Source organism: bacterium (assembly GCA_016699125.1).
Taxonomy (GTDB): Bacteria; Babelota; Babeliae; order Babelales; family Vermiphilaceae; genus AWTP1-30.
Window position 1 is genome coordinate 26,359 of record CP064961.1, and the last position, 16,406, is coordinate 42,764.

The window sequence follows — 16,406 nt, forward strand, 5'->3', positions numbered from 1 at the left end:
AGATAGGAAAACTCAAAAATAACATTCAAACTTTTTTCAGTATCATATATTTTTAAAACAAAGTCAATGCAAAGGAATTTTTATGCTTCCAGACAGCTATACAACTTTTTCCATTGCCCAACTTGCAATATGAAATGGAATAAGATATGCGTTCGGATCTAAAGGATCTGGGGCTGCATTCCAAAAATCGAAATTATTGACGACCGTATTTGCTCCAGAACCTATTAAACTTTGATCAGGATATCCGATTATTTCAAAAATGTTACAATCCTCTTTTAAAAAGATAGAGACACTCTTTTTTCCAGTCATAATACGATAATAGGCAGCAATAAATGAACTGTTAAAGCAAACAGATAGGTCTTTACCCTGTTTTAACAACTGAAGCCCTTTTAAAAAAGAGAAACAGAACCATGCATGTAAGCATGTTGTAGCTGTTCCATACACACCAGCTAAAAAACTTAATAATGATGAAAATTTGCCAATTAATCCGACAAAACCTATCGTGGCAACAAGAGAGATTGCAGTGATTTTTAAATGATTATTCATCGCCAAACGTAAAAACGTAGGTGGAAGCGGTACTGATTCAGATTTTACTTCGCTCACAGCACTCAAACAGAACAAAAAAGCAACTTGCAAAAAAAATAGTTGAAATAATTTCATTGTAATAATCCTTGTATAAAAATAGCTACGTATCTTTTTACTATATCCATTAGCTTGAAACTTTATAACCTGCTAAAGAAGCTTTAAGAAACCAGAAAGGCATGAATAAAATTCCCGGCCTTTTGGCTAACCTTCCTAAGTGTTCATTCAGTCCATCTTGTGACAACCAAGCTTTTTTCGAACCAAGCCCAATGGTAGCTTCAAAATCTATTTTTTGCTTATCTTTTTCAAAATATTGACAGTACATAATTGCTTTGTAGAAACTGTAAAAACTCTTTGAAATACCTATTAATTTTGTGTTTTCAGCATCGTTATGTACATGAAGTAGAGAAGAAAAATGCTGATAAAAGTGAAAATTTAATCCAAACTGACACAACACATAAACCAAACAAGTCTCATTTGTTCCTGGACCCAAAAAAGGTTTAAATGCGTATAAACCACCGATTGCAGCCACGCATACCATCGAAACAAAACCATGACCATTTTTTGCCACTGAAAGCTCTGCTTTTGTATATTTTAGATTGCTTTCAGTAAATCCTTGATTTGATTGACTCGATTTTACTTCAACACAGTAAACAGAAGCTACAAGTGCTAAAAAAAGCATTGCACGCATAGAAATCATAGAACAGATCCAGTTGTTTAAAAAATACTATTGAGATTTTAGCAGACAAAAAGCTCAAAGTACAGTAATTTTTTTAGAAATAGGAAGCACGCCCCCTGTCTGAGCATTCCACATGGTTGCATACAACCCACCCTGCGCCAAGAGCTGCTCATGACTGCCATCCTCAACAATTTGGCCCCGGTCAAACACCAGTAACCTGTCCATCTGAAGCAATGTTGATAGTCGATGCGCAACTACAATCGTTGTTTTGCCTTCCATGAGCTGATCAATGCTAGTTTGTATCAGTCCTTCAGTGACCACGTCAAGTTGACTGGTCGCTTCATCTAAGATCAAAATAGGAGCATTTTTTAAGATGGCACGAGCAATTGACAATCTTTGCCTTTGCCCCCCTGAAAGCTTGCTTCCGCGCTCACCAACCACGGTATAATATCCATCTTTTAAGATCGCAATAAAATCATGTGCACGGGCTTTTTTTGCGGCTTCAATAACCTCTTGGTCAGTTGCATCGCGCTTGCCGTACCGAATGTTTTCCATAATTGAACGATGAAGCAAAACAGGCTCTTGCGGAATCATGGCAATGAGATTTCTCAAGGACTCCTGAGTCACCATCTTAATCGGTTGATTGTCAATTAAAATTCGGCCTGAGTTTACTTCAAATAAACGCAAAATCAGATTCACGAATGTTGACTTTCCAGATCCAGAGTATCCAACAAGTCCAACTTTTTCTCGTGCACGAATAACCACAGACTTTTCATGAAAAAAGGGCAGCGCATCCTTATATTTAAACTGAACCTTTTCAAAAACAATCTGTCCTTCGGTTACCACCAAAGGTTTAGCCTCAACATCATCTTTGATGTCAACAGGGGCACGTAAAATCGACATTCCCTGCATCACGATACCCCATGACTCAGAAAAATCACGAATATCACGTGACAAACTCCATAAATTATTAACTACGTGCACCGTTATGGTAAAAACAAGTGCAAAGTCACCAGGAGTGATCCATCCGTCTCTAAATCCTTTGATAAGATACCAGGTGCAGACGGCATGAAATACAACAAATGAAAGCCCTTGCAATGAGTTGATTAAAATATAAAACCATTTTGCTTGCTGATCAGCTTCGATAAAACTTGTTAATCGATCATTTAAAAAGCCTTTTTCATACTCTTTTCCGGTGAAGAGTCGCACGGAAATCATATTTGAAAGAATGTCTACCACGAAGCCAACAACACTTGTCATCTTTGTTGCTGCAACATTTGACAGATGACTTGCGTGTTTTGAAAAAATCCAAGAGATGATGCCAAAAAAGACTATCCAGATAAACATGCTAATACCAAAACGATAGCCTACTCGAGACAATGCTATAATCGATGCGATCACGCTCATGCCATGACTATAAAAAGCATCAAGAGCAATCTTGTAAAGTCTGCCTACATGTGTTGAGATATCGGTGATTTTGTTTGATATAGCCCCTGCAAAATTATTTTGATAAAAATGGTGGCTTTGGTTCATCATTCTATCCATCAATAACAAGTTAATATGTTGTCTGAGTGGAGCAGAAATTTTAAGCCAAGCCCAGTCATGAAGTCTAAAAACAAAAAGCAAAAAGAAGCTAATCACTGTATAAGCAATTGCAATCGGCATTAATTCGCTTACGGCGTCTGAAGGATTGATTGTTGTTGTTTTATTTAATAATATTTTAATCAGAAAAGGCCTGAAGGCTAGATCAAAAGCCCATATAATACCGACAACCATCTGAATAAAAACGTAAAAAATCGACGGGCGTAATACTTGAATTACAAAACGCAAAACGGATATTTGCTTATTGTTTAACATGCAAATCCTTGCTTTGAAAAAAATTTTTAAATTTTATTATTTTAGTATACAAAAAGTTTACATTTTGAGTAAGGGGTTTACAATTTTCTTTAATACGCGTTACTTTGCTTCCGAAAGCTATTAGTTGCGATTGGAAAATTGCGACTAAAAAACTACTGAGGAGGGGGCACCTCTTTGTATGGTGGTTTTTGTTTGAAAATTCAATTTGTTTTTAAATCTATCTCTTTTGTTGCGCATTGTAGCTTACTATGTAATGAATGGTTAAGTAACCTAAAAATGCAATGATGATACATTTTGTGACAGCTTCTTTGAGAAATTCTGGTTTGAAAGCATATTTTTGTTTTGTGATCTCATCTTTCAGATAATTAGCTGCAGCTTCTGTTAGCAAATGGTTATTAAACATAATCTCAGGAAACTGTTTGTTTAAGGTTACTTGTGAAAAACAAAATAGATCGAGTACGTTCCTGAAAAAGGGTGGAAGATTGTATGGGATACAATGGTAATAAAGGTTCCGTTTTTTGAATGCGATATCTTCTGTATCGATAAAATAAATTTTCCCATCAGAGCCATGTAATAGATTATCTGTATGTAGGTCATCATATCCGGTCAAAGCGACTACCTTTTGTATATCTTTTATCTGTTCAACTGAAAAAGGTAGTTTTGCCGAACCATTGTGGTTACGTGCCGGGGGTATTCTTTGTACACATAAAAGTTCAATTTTATCAATGGTAATAATATATTTTTCAGGTACGGCAACATGTTGTAAGTTGTGTTTTTCAATCACAGTGCGTATAAGTTGGGCTCCTAGTAAGCGGTTAACTTCGTATTTTATAATCCAAGGTTGATTTTCAATGATTAATGGTCGATTAAACCAGGCATCGCACAGACCATGCGGCCCAAGTATTTTTCGCGCTTTTTTTATAACCGTACCCTTTTTGATGCGCTCTTTAAATTGATTAACTAAATGCAAAATCTCAAAAGGAGGTTGTGTTTTTAGTTCAAACGCTGGATGTACAATGAGATTGTGAAGATATGGAGGTGTCAAGTTTTTTTGCAAGAGGTATATGCACAGAGTTAAAACAAAATTAACAAAATGATTTTGCATTTATGTGTACTCAAAACTATTGAAATATTTTTGCCTTAATGTTCAATAGTAGCAAAGGAATACCAAAGAACTATAGCTTTCGTGTGTATGCAGCATAGGTATTGTACGATATAAAGAGCCTTCAGCTCTACAGTTTATTTTAGCGCATTCATTCAGGCGAATTCTTACGGTTGAAGCAGCGCATTTTTTTGCAAGATGCGTCAGTTTTACACTGTTTTCACGATATATGCTTGATTTTGAATAAAAGCCAAATATTACATATAAAAACTTGATCCAATAATGTACTGTTTACCCTGTTTTTCAATGCGTTCAACATGTGCGATTGCCTGCGCACCATTGAATGAAAAAGTTGTTCTACAGGGTCCAAATTTGGTAGCTTCAATCATATCTTTAATAAAATATATTCCATTTTGGTCTTGCCAGTTTATGATGTTTTTAAAGACAAGTTCCTTGTTATCACCCCATGCGTAACAAACGCCCGAAAGATCGAATACAAAAACCTTCAGATCACCACGAAGAAATCCGCTTTTTGGATTGGTAAACAATGAAAGCGCTTCATCAATTTTTGATACCGATTCAAATGCCGCAATCCCACTTTTTACGAGCATGACCATCTTTTCATTTTTTGAAACGGCAAACATGCCACAGGTAATAATATATTTTTCAATACCAAGGTTGACAGTATCAACAAGTATTTCTTGGTGTGCATTTTTTAATTTGCATGGAATCCAGCCGGAACCCTGTTTTGCCTGCTTGATGATTCGTTGAACGTAGAACATTCCATCCTCGTCCTGCTCTTTTAACATCGACCTTCCTATTAACTCATCATTTGCACCGTGTGCAATAACGTTACCATTATAATCATATACAACGATACTTAAATCACCGTACCGATAGGTATTGTCTCTTTTATTTGAAAAAGCTTCGACTGCAGCCATTTTGCCATGCCCTTCCATATATTGAAAGGCTTTTGTTACCAGGTCAACTGCTGCCTGTTGATCAGCCTCTGGGTAAAAGCCACAAGCAATAAAGTAGTTTTTGCCATCGTTATCTGTGACTCTTTGCGCATAAACTTTTTTCAGGGCATTTTTTGACCTATATTCAACCCAGATGCCATCATTTTTGTTTTCTATTTGTCCAAGTTTTTCGATAATCTCTTTGTTGATGAATGTGCCGTCTGAGTCTTGGTAATTTAAAGCATTGGTACCCACAAGTCCTGGTCTGTCAGCTTGTGCATAGATGGTGCCATTAAAATCAAGTGCAAAAAGGTAGAGGTCTCCATAAGAAAAACCTGTTCTGAATGAGTAATTCATGGTGCTAAATGCTTCGATTGCGGGATATCCGTCCTTCATAATTTTTGTAAAAAGCTGCACGCCAGACTTTACAAGGCTTACTACAACATCTGCTTTTGTGTGAGGATAATAGCCACATCCAATGATGTATTCTTTAGTATCTTTAGTAACCTTTTTTGCATATGTTTTTTTGATTGCATTGCGCCATGAATAACTGGTCCAAGTGCCTTTTTGATCAGTTTTTTCTATAATATTTTTCACATACAGGTTGCCAAAGCTATCTTTTTTGTCTGCCATATTTTTTAAAATAAGTTTTTGTTGGTCGCCATGGGCAATAATGCGACCGTCACTATCTAAAAGAAAAAGGTAGAGCTCTCCTATCTTGAACTTCATCTCATTAGAAAAATCGTAACATGCTTTTTGCAGATCATTTTTTTGCAAATGGATGGTAGCTGATTCAACCAACTGCATGACCTGTTGTTCTTTGATTTGAAAATTAAAGCCCTTGTTAAATAGTTTTTCGGCATCCGCTTTCATCTGTTCGATGGCGAGTTGTCCGACTTTTGATTTAGTTTTTTCCTGTATCTGCCTATTTTCCAAAGATTGATCAGCAAAAATCATAGGCATAATCATTAAAAAGGGGAAGATCAATAAAATAGCGTATTTATATATCTTAAACTGCCTTTTCATTGAAATTCCCCCTTTTTTGAAATTATATTATTGTTCTCGACGTCTACCCATGAACTGCAAAAGATGTATAAAAAGATTAATAAAATCTAAATATAAACAAAATGCCCCCAAAACAGTGACTTTATAAGCCATCTGTTCATCAAAACCCATCTGCTGAGCCATTACGTATTTAATTCGTTGAGCGTCATATGCGATGAATAGTGTAAAAATGGCTACTGCCACTGCAGAAATGAGTAGCTCAAAAATGGCATTGCCCAAAAAAAGATTGACTATCATAGCAAGACAAAGTCCCCACAGAAACATAATGCATATGCTTCCTATGCCGCTCAGATCAGCACGTGTAAAATGGCCATACAGAGCCATTGCTCCAAACATGCCAGCGCATGTCAGAAAAGTTGATACTAACGAGGCTGCGGTGTAGATAATAAGCAGAGATGACAAAGTCAGTCCCATAGATCCTGCATAAAGAAAAAATAAACCCAATGTTGTCGCGAAACTCAGTCGAGGGAGAGCTGTGGTGAGTGTTGCACCGATGCCCAGTTGTATGAAGAACAAACCAAAGATAACAAGTGGATTTTTATGTAAAAATAGAAAAACCGCAGGTGATGATGCTGTTAAAAATGCAACTATTGTAGATAAAAGTAAACCGCCACTCATCCACCCATAGACCGCTGCAAGTAGCTGTTGAGGGGTAGTTGATGACGCATACTGTCTTTCATGGAACATGTAAAACTCCTCACATTGAAAAATTAGCACTAATATATCAATAGTATAGTCAAAAATCTTTGAAATTAATATGGACAACCAGAATATCCATTAAAAACGGTACCTATTGTGAATATCGCTTATTGTTGACCTTTAATTGTTTGTGTTACAATGACGGGTCAAATCCCAAAACACCACAATAATCGGGTGAATAAACATTATTTATATGAGGTTGATTCTTCGGAGCATCTATTTTTCTTATGAGATCTGTTGGATCTGATGTACCTACTGTTTTATCTTGCTCATTTTCATGAACCTCAGGTTTAGTTGGTTTTTTAAAGTGTTCTAATATACGTTCATACCATGTATTAACTGTTTTAGTGAGGTCTGCAAACTGTTTATGATTATCCAAGTAGCCCTGCTTGATGTACCATGCAAGATAGATTTCGGAGCTGATGGTGGACAGGACAAGAGAAGTATGGATGGTGATGATGCCAAGCATTTTAAATTGATTTATTGCTCGCGGTAGAATGCGTCTCCATATGAACCCTAAACCTAAGAAATTTACTGTTTTGTAGAACAAAGACCCCTTGGGTTTATACTTTTTCTTTAAAAAATGTTCGTAAGGGTCGTCTTCAACCTGTTTTTTTTGAAAGAAAAACTGTTTTGACTTTCGAGGTATCTTTTTTTTCTTAGTAACTGTTTTAGCTTTATTCTGATGCTCTTCGGTAGAATCTGCCTCATCCAGTGATTGTGTTAGAAATGATCCACCGGCAGAGGCGTAGGTTATATAGAGATTTAAAAAAACTGACAATAAAAAGAATCTTTTCATACGTAATGAGCCTGTAATGTGTGTCAAAACTTTACATAAAATAGATTTAGCAATTGGGGCGCCTTTCTTTAGGTAACTTAAATATTCTATAAAAAAAATTAAAGGTCAATAAAAAGTTTTATCTGCAACTTTTTTCTTTTTATAACTCTTTTTATGCAAATTAGTTTTGCGAGCTGTTTTTTTGTATATTAAATGATTTAAGGAGCTTCCAATAATCAGCAATTTCTATGTCATTGTCTTTTAGATTTTTTGCAATTACCAATCGTACATCGCTTGCAATATCCCACATGTCCTGGGTAAAGGCAGAGCTAATAAATCCACGCACCAAAAAGAGATATCCAAATTCGTTAAAGTCTTCTAATCGGATTACTGGTTTTGGATTTCTTAATATATTTGGATGCGTAGCGACTGATTGTGTTAAGAGATCTTTGACTTTTTGTGGGTCTTCTTTGTATGGAATAATAATAAAAATATCATCAAATGCAATGTAGTTACGCACATAATTCCAATTTGCAATAGAACGATTTATGATATGGGCATTCGGAATAACAATAGTGGTGCTGTTTTTCTTTCTAATAATAACGGCCCTTGGTGTGATTTTTCTTACAAAACCGAATGTTTCATTATCTAGCTTGATAAAATCTCCAATTTTTAAGGGCCTTTGTACTAGGATAATGAAATAGGCTATAAAATCGCCAATTGGTTCTCGTACATACCAACCAATACCAATAGCAATTGCACCTATTAAATAACCAACTAGATCGCCTAATCCGACGTTTTTAAATCCAAAAAAAATGAATATAATCATAATAAAGTACTGGATAAAACGTGTTGTGGTATATTGCACTCCAGGATCGACTACGAGGAGTTCGAAAATCTTGTCTAAAACAAATCGGTTTGCACAATATGCAACGACAAAACCTAATAAAATAAATGCTATAATTTGTAAAATTGAAAACATAGTGATCGGATAGGTTGTGGATTCTAGCAAAATCGGTTTTCTGGCAAGTCCTATAATGTCCTGAAATCCAAAATGCCAACCCCAGATTTTTGCTCCAATAATGCTACCTAAGAACGATATACTAAAAAACGATACGATAATGCAAAGACCAAACCAGGTACGAGCATGATCAAATCGTTCGCGTACAACTTCTTCATCTTCAATGAAAAAAAGTTCTGATGCGGTTTTTTTTGACCAACGGTATAACAAAATTAGGACCCTGAGCAGGGTTAAAGTATAAAAAAGTCCAAACAAAATATAGAGCACTAGTCGGCCAAATCCAACATAAGGATTACTCATTACAATAATGGTGACGAAAAAGATCAATATAAAATAAAAATAGTTATTAACCTGTTCTGAAACCCATAACCACAAATCGTTTGTTTGGGGAATAATCGATAAAATCTGATCTTTGGTAATCAGAAAGATAAGTGCAATTTGAAAGATAATAAAATTGATTGCAAGGAGTACTGTCGGAAGCTCGGTTGAGTAATAGCTGATTCTCATAAAGCCATGTCTGAAGAAAAATATGGCAATAGTTGCGTATAAAAGTGTTGAGAAAATGATCACAAATCGTGCCTGAAACTCAGATGAAATTAATAGATAATCGTTTCGAATATTAAATATAACAACAAATTGAATAAATTTGTAACTTAGTAAAATTAAATATGGAATTGATAATAAACAGAAAATTGTGTAAATATAGGGATCGGTGATCCAAAAATAGAGTATGAAAGCAATAAAGAACCACCATCCAACGAAAATAAAATATTCATATATGTATTCAAAAAAAAGCGCAGCAAAATGAAGGAAAAACGACATCAAATTTGAACCTGTTTTTTTGGCATTGTGTCCTAAAAAAGTAAAAAAACTTGGCAATATAAGATAAAGGTTAAATAGTAGTAAAAGGGATATAAGGATTTTTATTATAAACAAAAATAGTGTCCAAGGGGTTTGTGCAATATCTTTTGTAACATTGGTGAAGCTATTAATTTCAAAACGCAAAAGATAATTTTTGATATCTTTAAAAAATGTTATGATATCTGGAACAATGTTTTTAACGCCTTGAAAAGTGATTGCGTATTCTGGCCGATACCAGATGGTAACAGATTGCAGTTCTGCAATGATGAATTGTAAAAGTCGTAACGTTGCGTTGACTTCAGAAATAATTCCCGAATATACACCGGTGAGTTTACCTAGAACGTCTATTCGTTTTTTTATAAATTCTTTGCCTTTTTGCAACTGTTCTAAGATATGGGTATATTCTGTTTGATGGCCTTTAAAAATGAAGTCTTGTTGTTTTTTTAATCGCTCCTCTTGCCAAAAGGTAATATTGTCTAATACTTTTTTTTGCTGATTTAAAAGATCAGCTACGGTATTAATTCGTTCTTTGTAAATAGCAAGGGTAGATGCAGCATCGACTCGATGGGTTTCAAATTTTTTTAGTACCTGTGTAATGTCTTCTGTTGAGGTAAGTTTCCGTGCATTAATTTTAAAAAATGTTTCTTTGATATTTGTTTGAGCAACCATATAGTTAAACTTCTCGTCTTCTAGAGCTCTTTGTGTCTCTAAAAGATCGCGCTCTTTTGCAAGCCATAATACTTCAGCATTCAGCGTGCTTAACTCAATTAATGTTTGATACGAGGTGATAGTCTGCTTTGGATCTCTGTTCCATTCATCAATATCTCTGCCTAATGCAATATGATTTTCTTTTGAAAAAATGTCGCGGAAGCGCTCTTTTGCTTTCTGTTCATGCGTGAGTTTATCTCTGTCTTGTTGATATCGTTCACGTCTGGCATAATATGTTTTTCTTTGGCTGTTTAAATATTCTCGTGCATAGATCAGATCTGGTTCGCTTACTTTAATGGCAGATCTTACATTTTTCATATAGTGACGCAAAATATCAAGATGAAAGCGTTCAGTGATAAGTTTAAGTTGTACAAGGTCAAATCCATGTTTATTTTCTTGTATTCTGAGTTCGTAGAGATTTTTTTTATAGCGAAACAGTTTTTCTTCTGTTTCGATAAGTTCTTTTTCCTGTTGTTCAAGGCTTAAACTGTCATAATGGTCTGATTTTACGTAATGTTCTGCAAAATTTTGCAAGTCTTCTAGTCGTTTTGCATGATCTTCTTCAATGATTTTGAGCATGCGTTTGCGGCTTTCTTGTTCGACTTGTATGTTTTTTTCCTGTTCTGCTAGCTGAGCGACAAATCTTTCTTGATTAACTATCATCTCATCAATTCTGCGTAGATTATCAAAAGAATAAGCCATGCGTTCTTCTAGGTGGCGCTCGTCTTTAAAAGCTTTGTGTTCAGGGTCACGTACGAACTCAGTAAAGCTATTGATAAGTGTGTCAAATAGGATAGTTGCATCGTCCATACTGCGACGTATGTCTTTGAGGACTTGATGCATCTCTTTCATTAAAAAAAGTTGTTTATTTAAATACTTGTTATGCGTGTAATGCTGCAATGACCGTTCGAGCTTGTGTATATGATTTTCTACTTCTTCGGTCTGTTCAGTAATTTTTTGTATATTCTCGTTTTTTACTGCCAAATGTGCTGTTTGCTCTTCGATGAGCTTTTGCAGCTGATTTTTTTTTTCTTGTACAATATCCACAAAAAGTTGATCAGATGGTTGGTTTAATGGTACGCCGGTAGCTTTTTTTAATGTTTGAACGACTGTATCGCCTATCGTGCTGTTGCTTGACGGGTTTGCTTTGCTATTTGGTAATAAAAATAAACTAAGCGTGAGTAGGATATGTATCACTTTTTTCATAAAATCCTAAAGGAAATCAATATTAAATATTTTATTTTTTCCATTCATTCTTTGATATACGGTAAGTACATCATTAATCCATTGATCAAGTGCTTTGTTTAGAGCTAAATCTAAAGTTTCTATGCTGATCATGTCAATAGGTATATGTTCAATTTTTTTTAAAAAAGCTAGTGCTAGCATATTTTCTTCTTGATAAAGGCCTAACAACCATAATAGCCTTGCTAAAAATATTTTTTTCCAAATAGCTGTATCGTAATATAAAATCATTTTCTCATCATATAAAAGTGTTAAATGTCTAAAAATAGCTGGCATGGGATTATACAAAGGAGTAAATGCATATATAATATCAAAAACTGTATGTAAAAATACTATATCTTTTTTACCAGCAGACAAAGGTAAACTTTCGATTTTATAATGCTCTAAATAATAGTTATTATAACGATTTTTTAAAAAATAGGTTATCATTCCTCCGAGTTTACATCCAGCAATATCTTGTATGATGATTTGCAACATCCCTTTGTGTTCGTCAAGGATAAATGCTTTTCTGAGGTTTAATGGTTTAAAAACTATAATGCCTAAGTCATTCATAAAACTCTGCTTTATCATAAATGCTTTTTAGTATAAAGAAATGCATAAGAAATATATATAACATGATAAAAAATATTCTTCTTTACTTGTCCTAATTTCTTTTTTTACAATTATAGCATATGATTTATTTTTAAAAGTTTTCTATGGGTAATATTGGAAATAATAAGAAGTTTAAACTGTCTGTACGTGTTAAGCTTAGTGTATTAGTATTGTTTTTTTTACATTCGCTTTTCTTTCATGCAAATGAAGCACCTGCTCCGAAGCTTACCGTGATTCTTGTTATTGATCAATTTGCTGCTCATTTATTGCAAAAAGTGAGACCATTTGTCAAGCATGGTTTTCAATCTTTATTAAAAAATGGAATTATTTACGAACATGCGTTTGTACCGTATGGTATCCCTACCACTGCGCCTGGTCACTGTTCGTTGAATACGGGAACGACTCCTTCAAACCATGGAATTGTGAGCAATACATGGCGTAGTCGGCAGCAAAATGTGGCGGCCGATCAAGATCAAAATTATCCGACATTTTTTAATGAAGCCGATGGTAGGTCACCTGTAAATATTGTACTAGAGGGGATTTCTGATAGTTTTGCCAGAATGTCGACGCCTGCAGATCCCCATTATGTATTTTCAGTTGCTGGAAAAAGTCGTAGTGCAATATGTACGGCAAATAAGTTAGGCAAGGCCCTATGGTTTGATCAAGACAAGGGGCTTTTTACTTCAAGCCGATTTTATTTTAATGAGTTTCCACAATGGGTGAATGATTTTAATAAAAAGGAAGATTTTTATCACGAAAACAAAAGCATTACGTGGAAATCTGTTTTTCCGCTTGATCATGTAGCATATAAATATGTGGTGAATAATGGATATGATCATACTATTTTAAAAAAGTCTTTAATTAATACTACCTTTAAACCGAATCATATGATTCATAAAAAACATGATGATCTGAATAAGGCGTATGCGTATCTTGAACTAACCCCACAGATTAATCAGCATCTATTTGATTTGGCGTTTCAGACGGTACAATACCATTTAAAACAAAAAAAAAGGGGGCGTATGTTGTTATGGGTTTGTGTAAGTGCTACCGATAAGATTGGGCACCTGATGGGACCTGAAAGTTATGAAACATTTGACATGCTCTATCATCTTGATAGGCAGTTTGGTGCATTTATGAAACAAATAAAAAGAACTATTGGGTTGCAAAATACTTTATTCGTATTAACTGCAGATCACGGTATCGCAAGTATTCCTGAATTAGCTAAAGGTCGTGGTCATGTCCATGCGCAAAGAATCAATAAAAAAGTCCTTAAAACTGAAATTAATGAGTTTATTGAAGAAAAATATGGAATTGTGAACTGTTGTACGGATGTGCAGGCTGCCAATGTATACCTTAATTTGATAGAAAGTGAATCCAAGAAAAATACTGTCATTCATGCAGTAAAACGGTTTTTGTTATCAAAAAAATATATTCGCAATGCGTGGAGTTATTATGAATTAGTTACTACTCCCATGGTTCCGGGAAGCATAGAAGCTCTGTTCAGAAATCAGATATTTTTAAATAGGTCAGGTGATATTATTTTTCAGATTGCACCGCATTGTTTAATTGACGACAAAAAGACCGGGACTGCCCACGATACGCCTTATTCTGACAATACCCATGTGCCGCTTATTCTATACCAGCAAGGGGTCTATGAACAAAAAACAGTCATTGATCGCGTCTATTTTACACAACTTGCAAATAGTCTTGCACATGTTTTAAAGGTTCCCGCTCCAGATGCTTCAACTATGCCGATTTTGCCAAAATTAAAACCGTTTTGGCAGGATTAATGACAAGTTAACTGGTCGGTTTTAGCTTCTTAAAGAAAGCTTCCGTTGAAGGCTTTCTGTTTAAAAATCGTTCTAGCATAATATACGGATCTTGGGTGCCGCCTGGTTTTAAAATGAGGTCGACGTATCGTTCTCCAACAGTGTTGTTAGTCAAGCCGTGTTCTTTGATATATGCAAAAAGATCTTCTGCAAAAACAAGTGCCCATAAATAGCTATAATATTTTGATGCGTATCCAGTTAAATGTCCAAATGATGCATAAAAATGGGTGTCTGGTGCAAAATCAACATGTGAAATACATTCCTGATGCAATGATTCTGAAAGGTTATAAAAACTTTTCAAATCAGTAATTTCATGGCAAGCGAGTGCAAATTTTGATAAAAATGCTTGTCTTTGTACAAAATATCCAGTTGCCAAGTCTTGCGAACTTACAATTTTTTCAAGCATCTGTTCGTCAAGCGGTGCTTGGGTTAGGTAGTGACAGCTTATTCTGCGTAAAATATTCTTGTCTGATAACCACTTTTCCAAGAGTTGGGATGGTACTTCTACAAAATCGGTTTTGGTGGCGGTACCAGAGAGAGTAATGACGCGGGTCATGCCTAGTATTGCATGTAATGCATGGCCAAATTCATGAAAAAATGTTTTTACATCAGCTCGTGTTAATAAAGCCGGTTTATGCTCGGATGCTGGAGGAAAATTTGCAAATACTACGCAAAGGCCTTTGTGTTTTAGATTATATTTATCAAAAAAAACTGGCACTACAGTTAATTCAGCGGCGTGTGAATATTTATCTGGTCTTGGAAATAGGTCAAGTAAAATGGTTCCTAATAAGTTTTGATTACTATCAAATACCTGAATTATGCGTACATCGTAGTGCCAAAAATTATTATTAGAATCAATGTGTTTGAAGGTGACTCCTAAAAATTCTGTATAGATAGCAAGGAGTTCTTTTATCGTTGTTTCAAGAGGAAAGTATTCAGCGAGTTTCTGTTCATCAATATCAAAAAACTGTTTTTTATACAGATTGCGAACAAAATCTAAATCGCATGGCATTACTTTTCCCTCTATCCATTCAATCGAATGATGTTTTATTGTTTTAAATTTTTCAAATTCTTCAGTAGTTTTATCTGTAGCATGAAAAAGTAGATCGTTTAAAAAAGTATGTACTCTTTCTACAGAGCCAGCCATCTGTTCAGCAAGATCCAATGCTGCATAATTTTCAAATCCTAATAACTGAGCTAATTCTTGTCTTTTTTGAATAAGTTTGAGCAAGGTATCTTTGTTTTCAGGGTAGCCTCTATTGTGAAAGGCGTAGTAAAGTTTTTCTCTGATATTTTTGTTTGTGCAATATTGCATCGTATACATGTAGGTTGGATAGTCCAGATGAAGCTCATAATAGTCATTAGCCTGTGGCAGTGCTTTGATGAATGAATCATCTAGGCCTGTAAGTTCGTCTTTTTTTGCAAGTATGTGGCTTTTATCTTTTGTAATTGCGGCTTCAAAGTCGAGCGAAAGTTGGGCGATATCCTTTTTAAGTTGTAAAAAATGTGAAAAATCAGTGTCTATCAAAGAAAGTCCTGCGTATTGAAACATCCGATTTGTGAATTCAACAAAGTACTGTCTTTCTTCTGAAAGGACTTCCTGCGGGTAAAACTCATGGTAGTATTGCTTCCATACTGAATATACTTTTTTATTAGTGTTGACCTGTTCAAGGAATGCGTCTGTGATAAGCTGTATGGCCTTGCGTGCTTTTTCTCTGGTAGGTTCATCGGGTGACAGGAGTGCCAGTACATTACACACAGATTGCCAGATAGCTGCATCGGAGATAGTTTGTATTTGATCGAGTCTACTTGCAACGGTTATATAGCTGATTTTGCGAACATTGCACAGTACCTGTACCTCCTTTTTTAGTGCTTCAATGTAACGTTCAGTTCGAGGAAGAATCTGATCTGAAGGTACGTCAAATAACAATATGCAATCATCGATCGATTTTGCCTTTTCAAATAACAGAGGTTCGGCTTTTTTTCCATAGTTAAAGATTAAAAACATGAGAAAGCAGAAAGAAAAAATAGGATAAAATTTACTTATTGGTCTTATTCTGGTAGTTTTTCTTCGTTCCATAATCGTTCCTCGATGGTGCTGCAATATGTTACTATACTATAGAAGATAATTATTGACTAGGAAATCGCGTGCGCAAACTTATTTTTTTTGTATATTTTATTCTGATTATAAGCTCGGTTTGTTTTTTAAATATATATGGTTCTGCTCCATCACAAAGCGGGAGTACAATTGTATGTTTTGTAACACAGGGCCAGATGCCAGTTATCAAGTGGCCGTGTAAATTTTCAGTTGAGGCAGGTAAGCTGCCAACCAACTACACCGTGCATCCATTAAACTGTTTGATACAAGCCGGGATTTTGTGTGGGGTTGCCAAAACATGTAATATGACAGATGCTTCATGACCCTTTTTT

General features: G+C 35.1%; 12 protein-coding genes. 2 read left to right on the forward strand and 10 right to left on the reverse strand.

Going from position 1 to position 16,406, the window contains the following annotated elements:
• Positions 1-96 precede the first annotated feature (96 nt).
• The 9 genes from IPG37_00160 to IPG37_00200 form a co-directional block, all read right to left on the reverse strand.
• Positions 97-660, reverse strand: coding sequence for a hypothetical protein (locus IPG37_00160; protein QQR53841.1), 564 nt, complete (start codon positions 658-660; stop codon positions 97-99).
• 49 nt (positions 661-709) lie between these two features.
• Complete coding sequence (locus tag IPG37_00165) at positions 710-1,282, reverse strand: hypothetical protein (GenBank protein ID QQR53842.1); 573 nt, start codon at positions 1,280-1,282, stop codon at positions 710-712.
• 54 nt (positions 1,283-1,336) lie between these two features.
• On the reverse strand, positions 1,337-3,037 hold the full coding sequence (locus tag IPG37_00170) for an ABC transporter ATP-binding protein (protein ID QQR54272.1): 1,701 nt from the start codon (positions 3,035-3,037) through the stop codon (positions 1,337-1,339).
• Between the two features lie 298 nt (positions 3,038-3,335).
• Positions 3,336-4,223, reverse strand: a complete 888-nt coding sequence (locus IPG37_00175; protein ID QQR53843.1) for a hypothetical protein — start codon at positions 4,221-4,223, stop codon at positions 3,336-3,338.
• A 254-nt stretch (positions 4,224-4,477) separates the two neighbouring features.
• The gene (locus IPG37_00180) at positions 4,478-6,205 is read right to left on the reverse strand and encodes a cache domain-containing protein (GenBank protein QQR53844.1); all 1,728 of its coding nucleotides are present in this window, start codon (positions 6,203-6,205) and stop codon (positions 4,478-4,480) included.
• Positions 6,206-6,232: 27 nt separating this feature from the next.
• The gene (locus IPG37_00185; GenBank protein QQR53845.1) at positions 6,233-6,931 is read right to left on the reverse strand and encodes a Bax inhibitor-1/YccA family protein; all 699 of its coding nucleotides are present in this window, start codon (positions 6,929-6,931) and stop codon (positions 6,233-6,235) included.
• Positions 6,932-7,076: 145 nt separating this feature from the next.
• Entirely contained in the window at positions 7,077-7,742 is a 666-nt protein-coding gene (locus IPG37_00190; GenBank protein ID QQR53846.1) for a hypothetical protein, read from the reverse strand.
• Between the two features lie 160 nt (positions 7,743-7,902).
• Complete coding sequence (locus IPG37_00195; GenBank protein QQR53847.1) at positions 7,903-11,517, reverse strand: mechanosensitive ion channel; 3,615 nt, start codon at positions 11,515-11,517, stop codon at positions 7,903-7,905.
• Positions 11,518-11,523: 6 nt separating this feature from the next.
• A complete protein-coding gene (locus IPG37_00200; GenBank protein ID QQR53848.1) occupies positions 11,524-12,105 on the reverse strand; it encodes a hypothetical protein in 582 nt (193 codons plus the stop codon).
• A gap of 143 nt (positions 12,106-12,248) precedes the next feature.
• Between IPG37_00200 and IPG37_00205 the strand changes: the two genes are divergently transcribed.
• On the forward strand, positions 12,249-13,937 hold the full coding sequence (locus IPG37_00205) for an alkaline phosphatase family protein (GenBank protein QQR53849.1): 1,689 nt from the start codon (positions 12,249-12,251) through the stop codon (positions 13,935-13,937).
• Positions 13,938-13,944: 7 nt separating this feature from the next.
• Here the strand turns inward: IPG37_00205 and IPG37_00210 are convergent, their stop codons facing one another.
• Positions 13,945-16,056, reverse strand: a complete 2,112-nt coding sequence (locus IPG37_00210; protein QQR53850.1) for a Zn-dependent oligopeptidase — start codon at positions 16,054-16,056, stop codon at positions 13,945-13,947.
• Between the two features lie 194 nt (positions 16,057-16,250).
• Between IPG37_00210 and IPG37_00215 the strand changes: the two genes are divergently transcribed.
• A complete protein-coding gene (locus tag IPG37_00215) occupies positions 16,251-16,397 on the forward strand; it encodes a hypothetical protein (protein QQR53851.1) in 147 nt (48 codons plus the stop codon).
• Positions 16,398-16,406: the final 9 nt, after the last annotated feature.

Coding starts and splice junctions, on each gene's coding strand:
- IPG37_00160 (QQR53841.1), bottom strand. CDS start 660: ATGAAATTATTTCAACTATTTTTTTTGCAAGTTGCTTTTTTGTTCTGT.
- IPG37_00165 (QQR53842.1), bottom strand. CDS start 1,282: ATGATTTCTATGCGTGCAATGCTTTTTTTAGCACTTGTAGCTTCTGTT.
- IPG37_00170 (QQR54272.1), bottom strand. CDS start 3,037: ATGGTTGTCGGTATTATATGGGCTTTTGATCTAGCCTTCAGGCCTTTT.
- IPG37_00175 (QQR53843.1), bottom strand. CDS start 4,223: ATGCAAAATCATTTTGTTAATTTTGTTTTAACTCTGTGCATATACCTC.
- IPG37_00180 (QQR53844.1), bottom strand. CDS start 6,205: ATGAAAAGGCAGTTTAAGATATATAAATACGCTATTTTATTGATCTTC.
- IPG37_00185 (QQR53845.1), bottom strand. CDS start 6,931: ATGTTCCATGAAAGACAGTATGCGTCATCAACTACCCCTCAACAGCTA.
- IPG37_00190 (QQR53846.1), bottom strand. CDS start 7,742: ATGAAAAGATTCTTTTTATTGTCAGTTTTTTTAAATCTCTATATAACC.
- IPG37_00195 (QQR53847.1), bottom strand. CDS start 11,517: ATGAAAAAAGTGATACATATCCTACTCACGCTTAGTTTATTTTTATTA.
- IPG37_00200 (QQR53848.1), bottom strand. CDS start 12,105: ATGAATGACTTAGGCATTATAGTTTTTAAACCATTAAACCTCAGAAAA.
- IPG37_00205 (QQR53849.1), top strand. CDS start 12,249: ATGGGTAATATTGGAAATAATAAGAAGTTTAAACTGTCTGTACGTGTT.
- IPG37_00210 (QQR53850.1), bottom strand. CDS start 16,056: ATGGAACGAAGAAAAACTACCAGAATAAGACCAATAAGTAAATTTTAT.
- IPG37_00215 (QQR53851.1), top strand. CDS start 16,251: ATGCCAGTTATCAAGTGGCCGTGTAAATTTTCAGTTGAGGCAGGTAAG.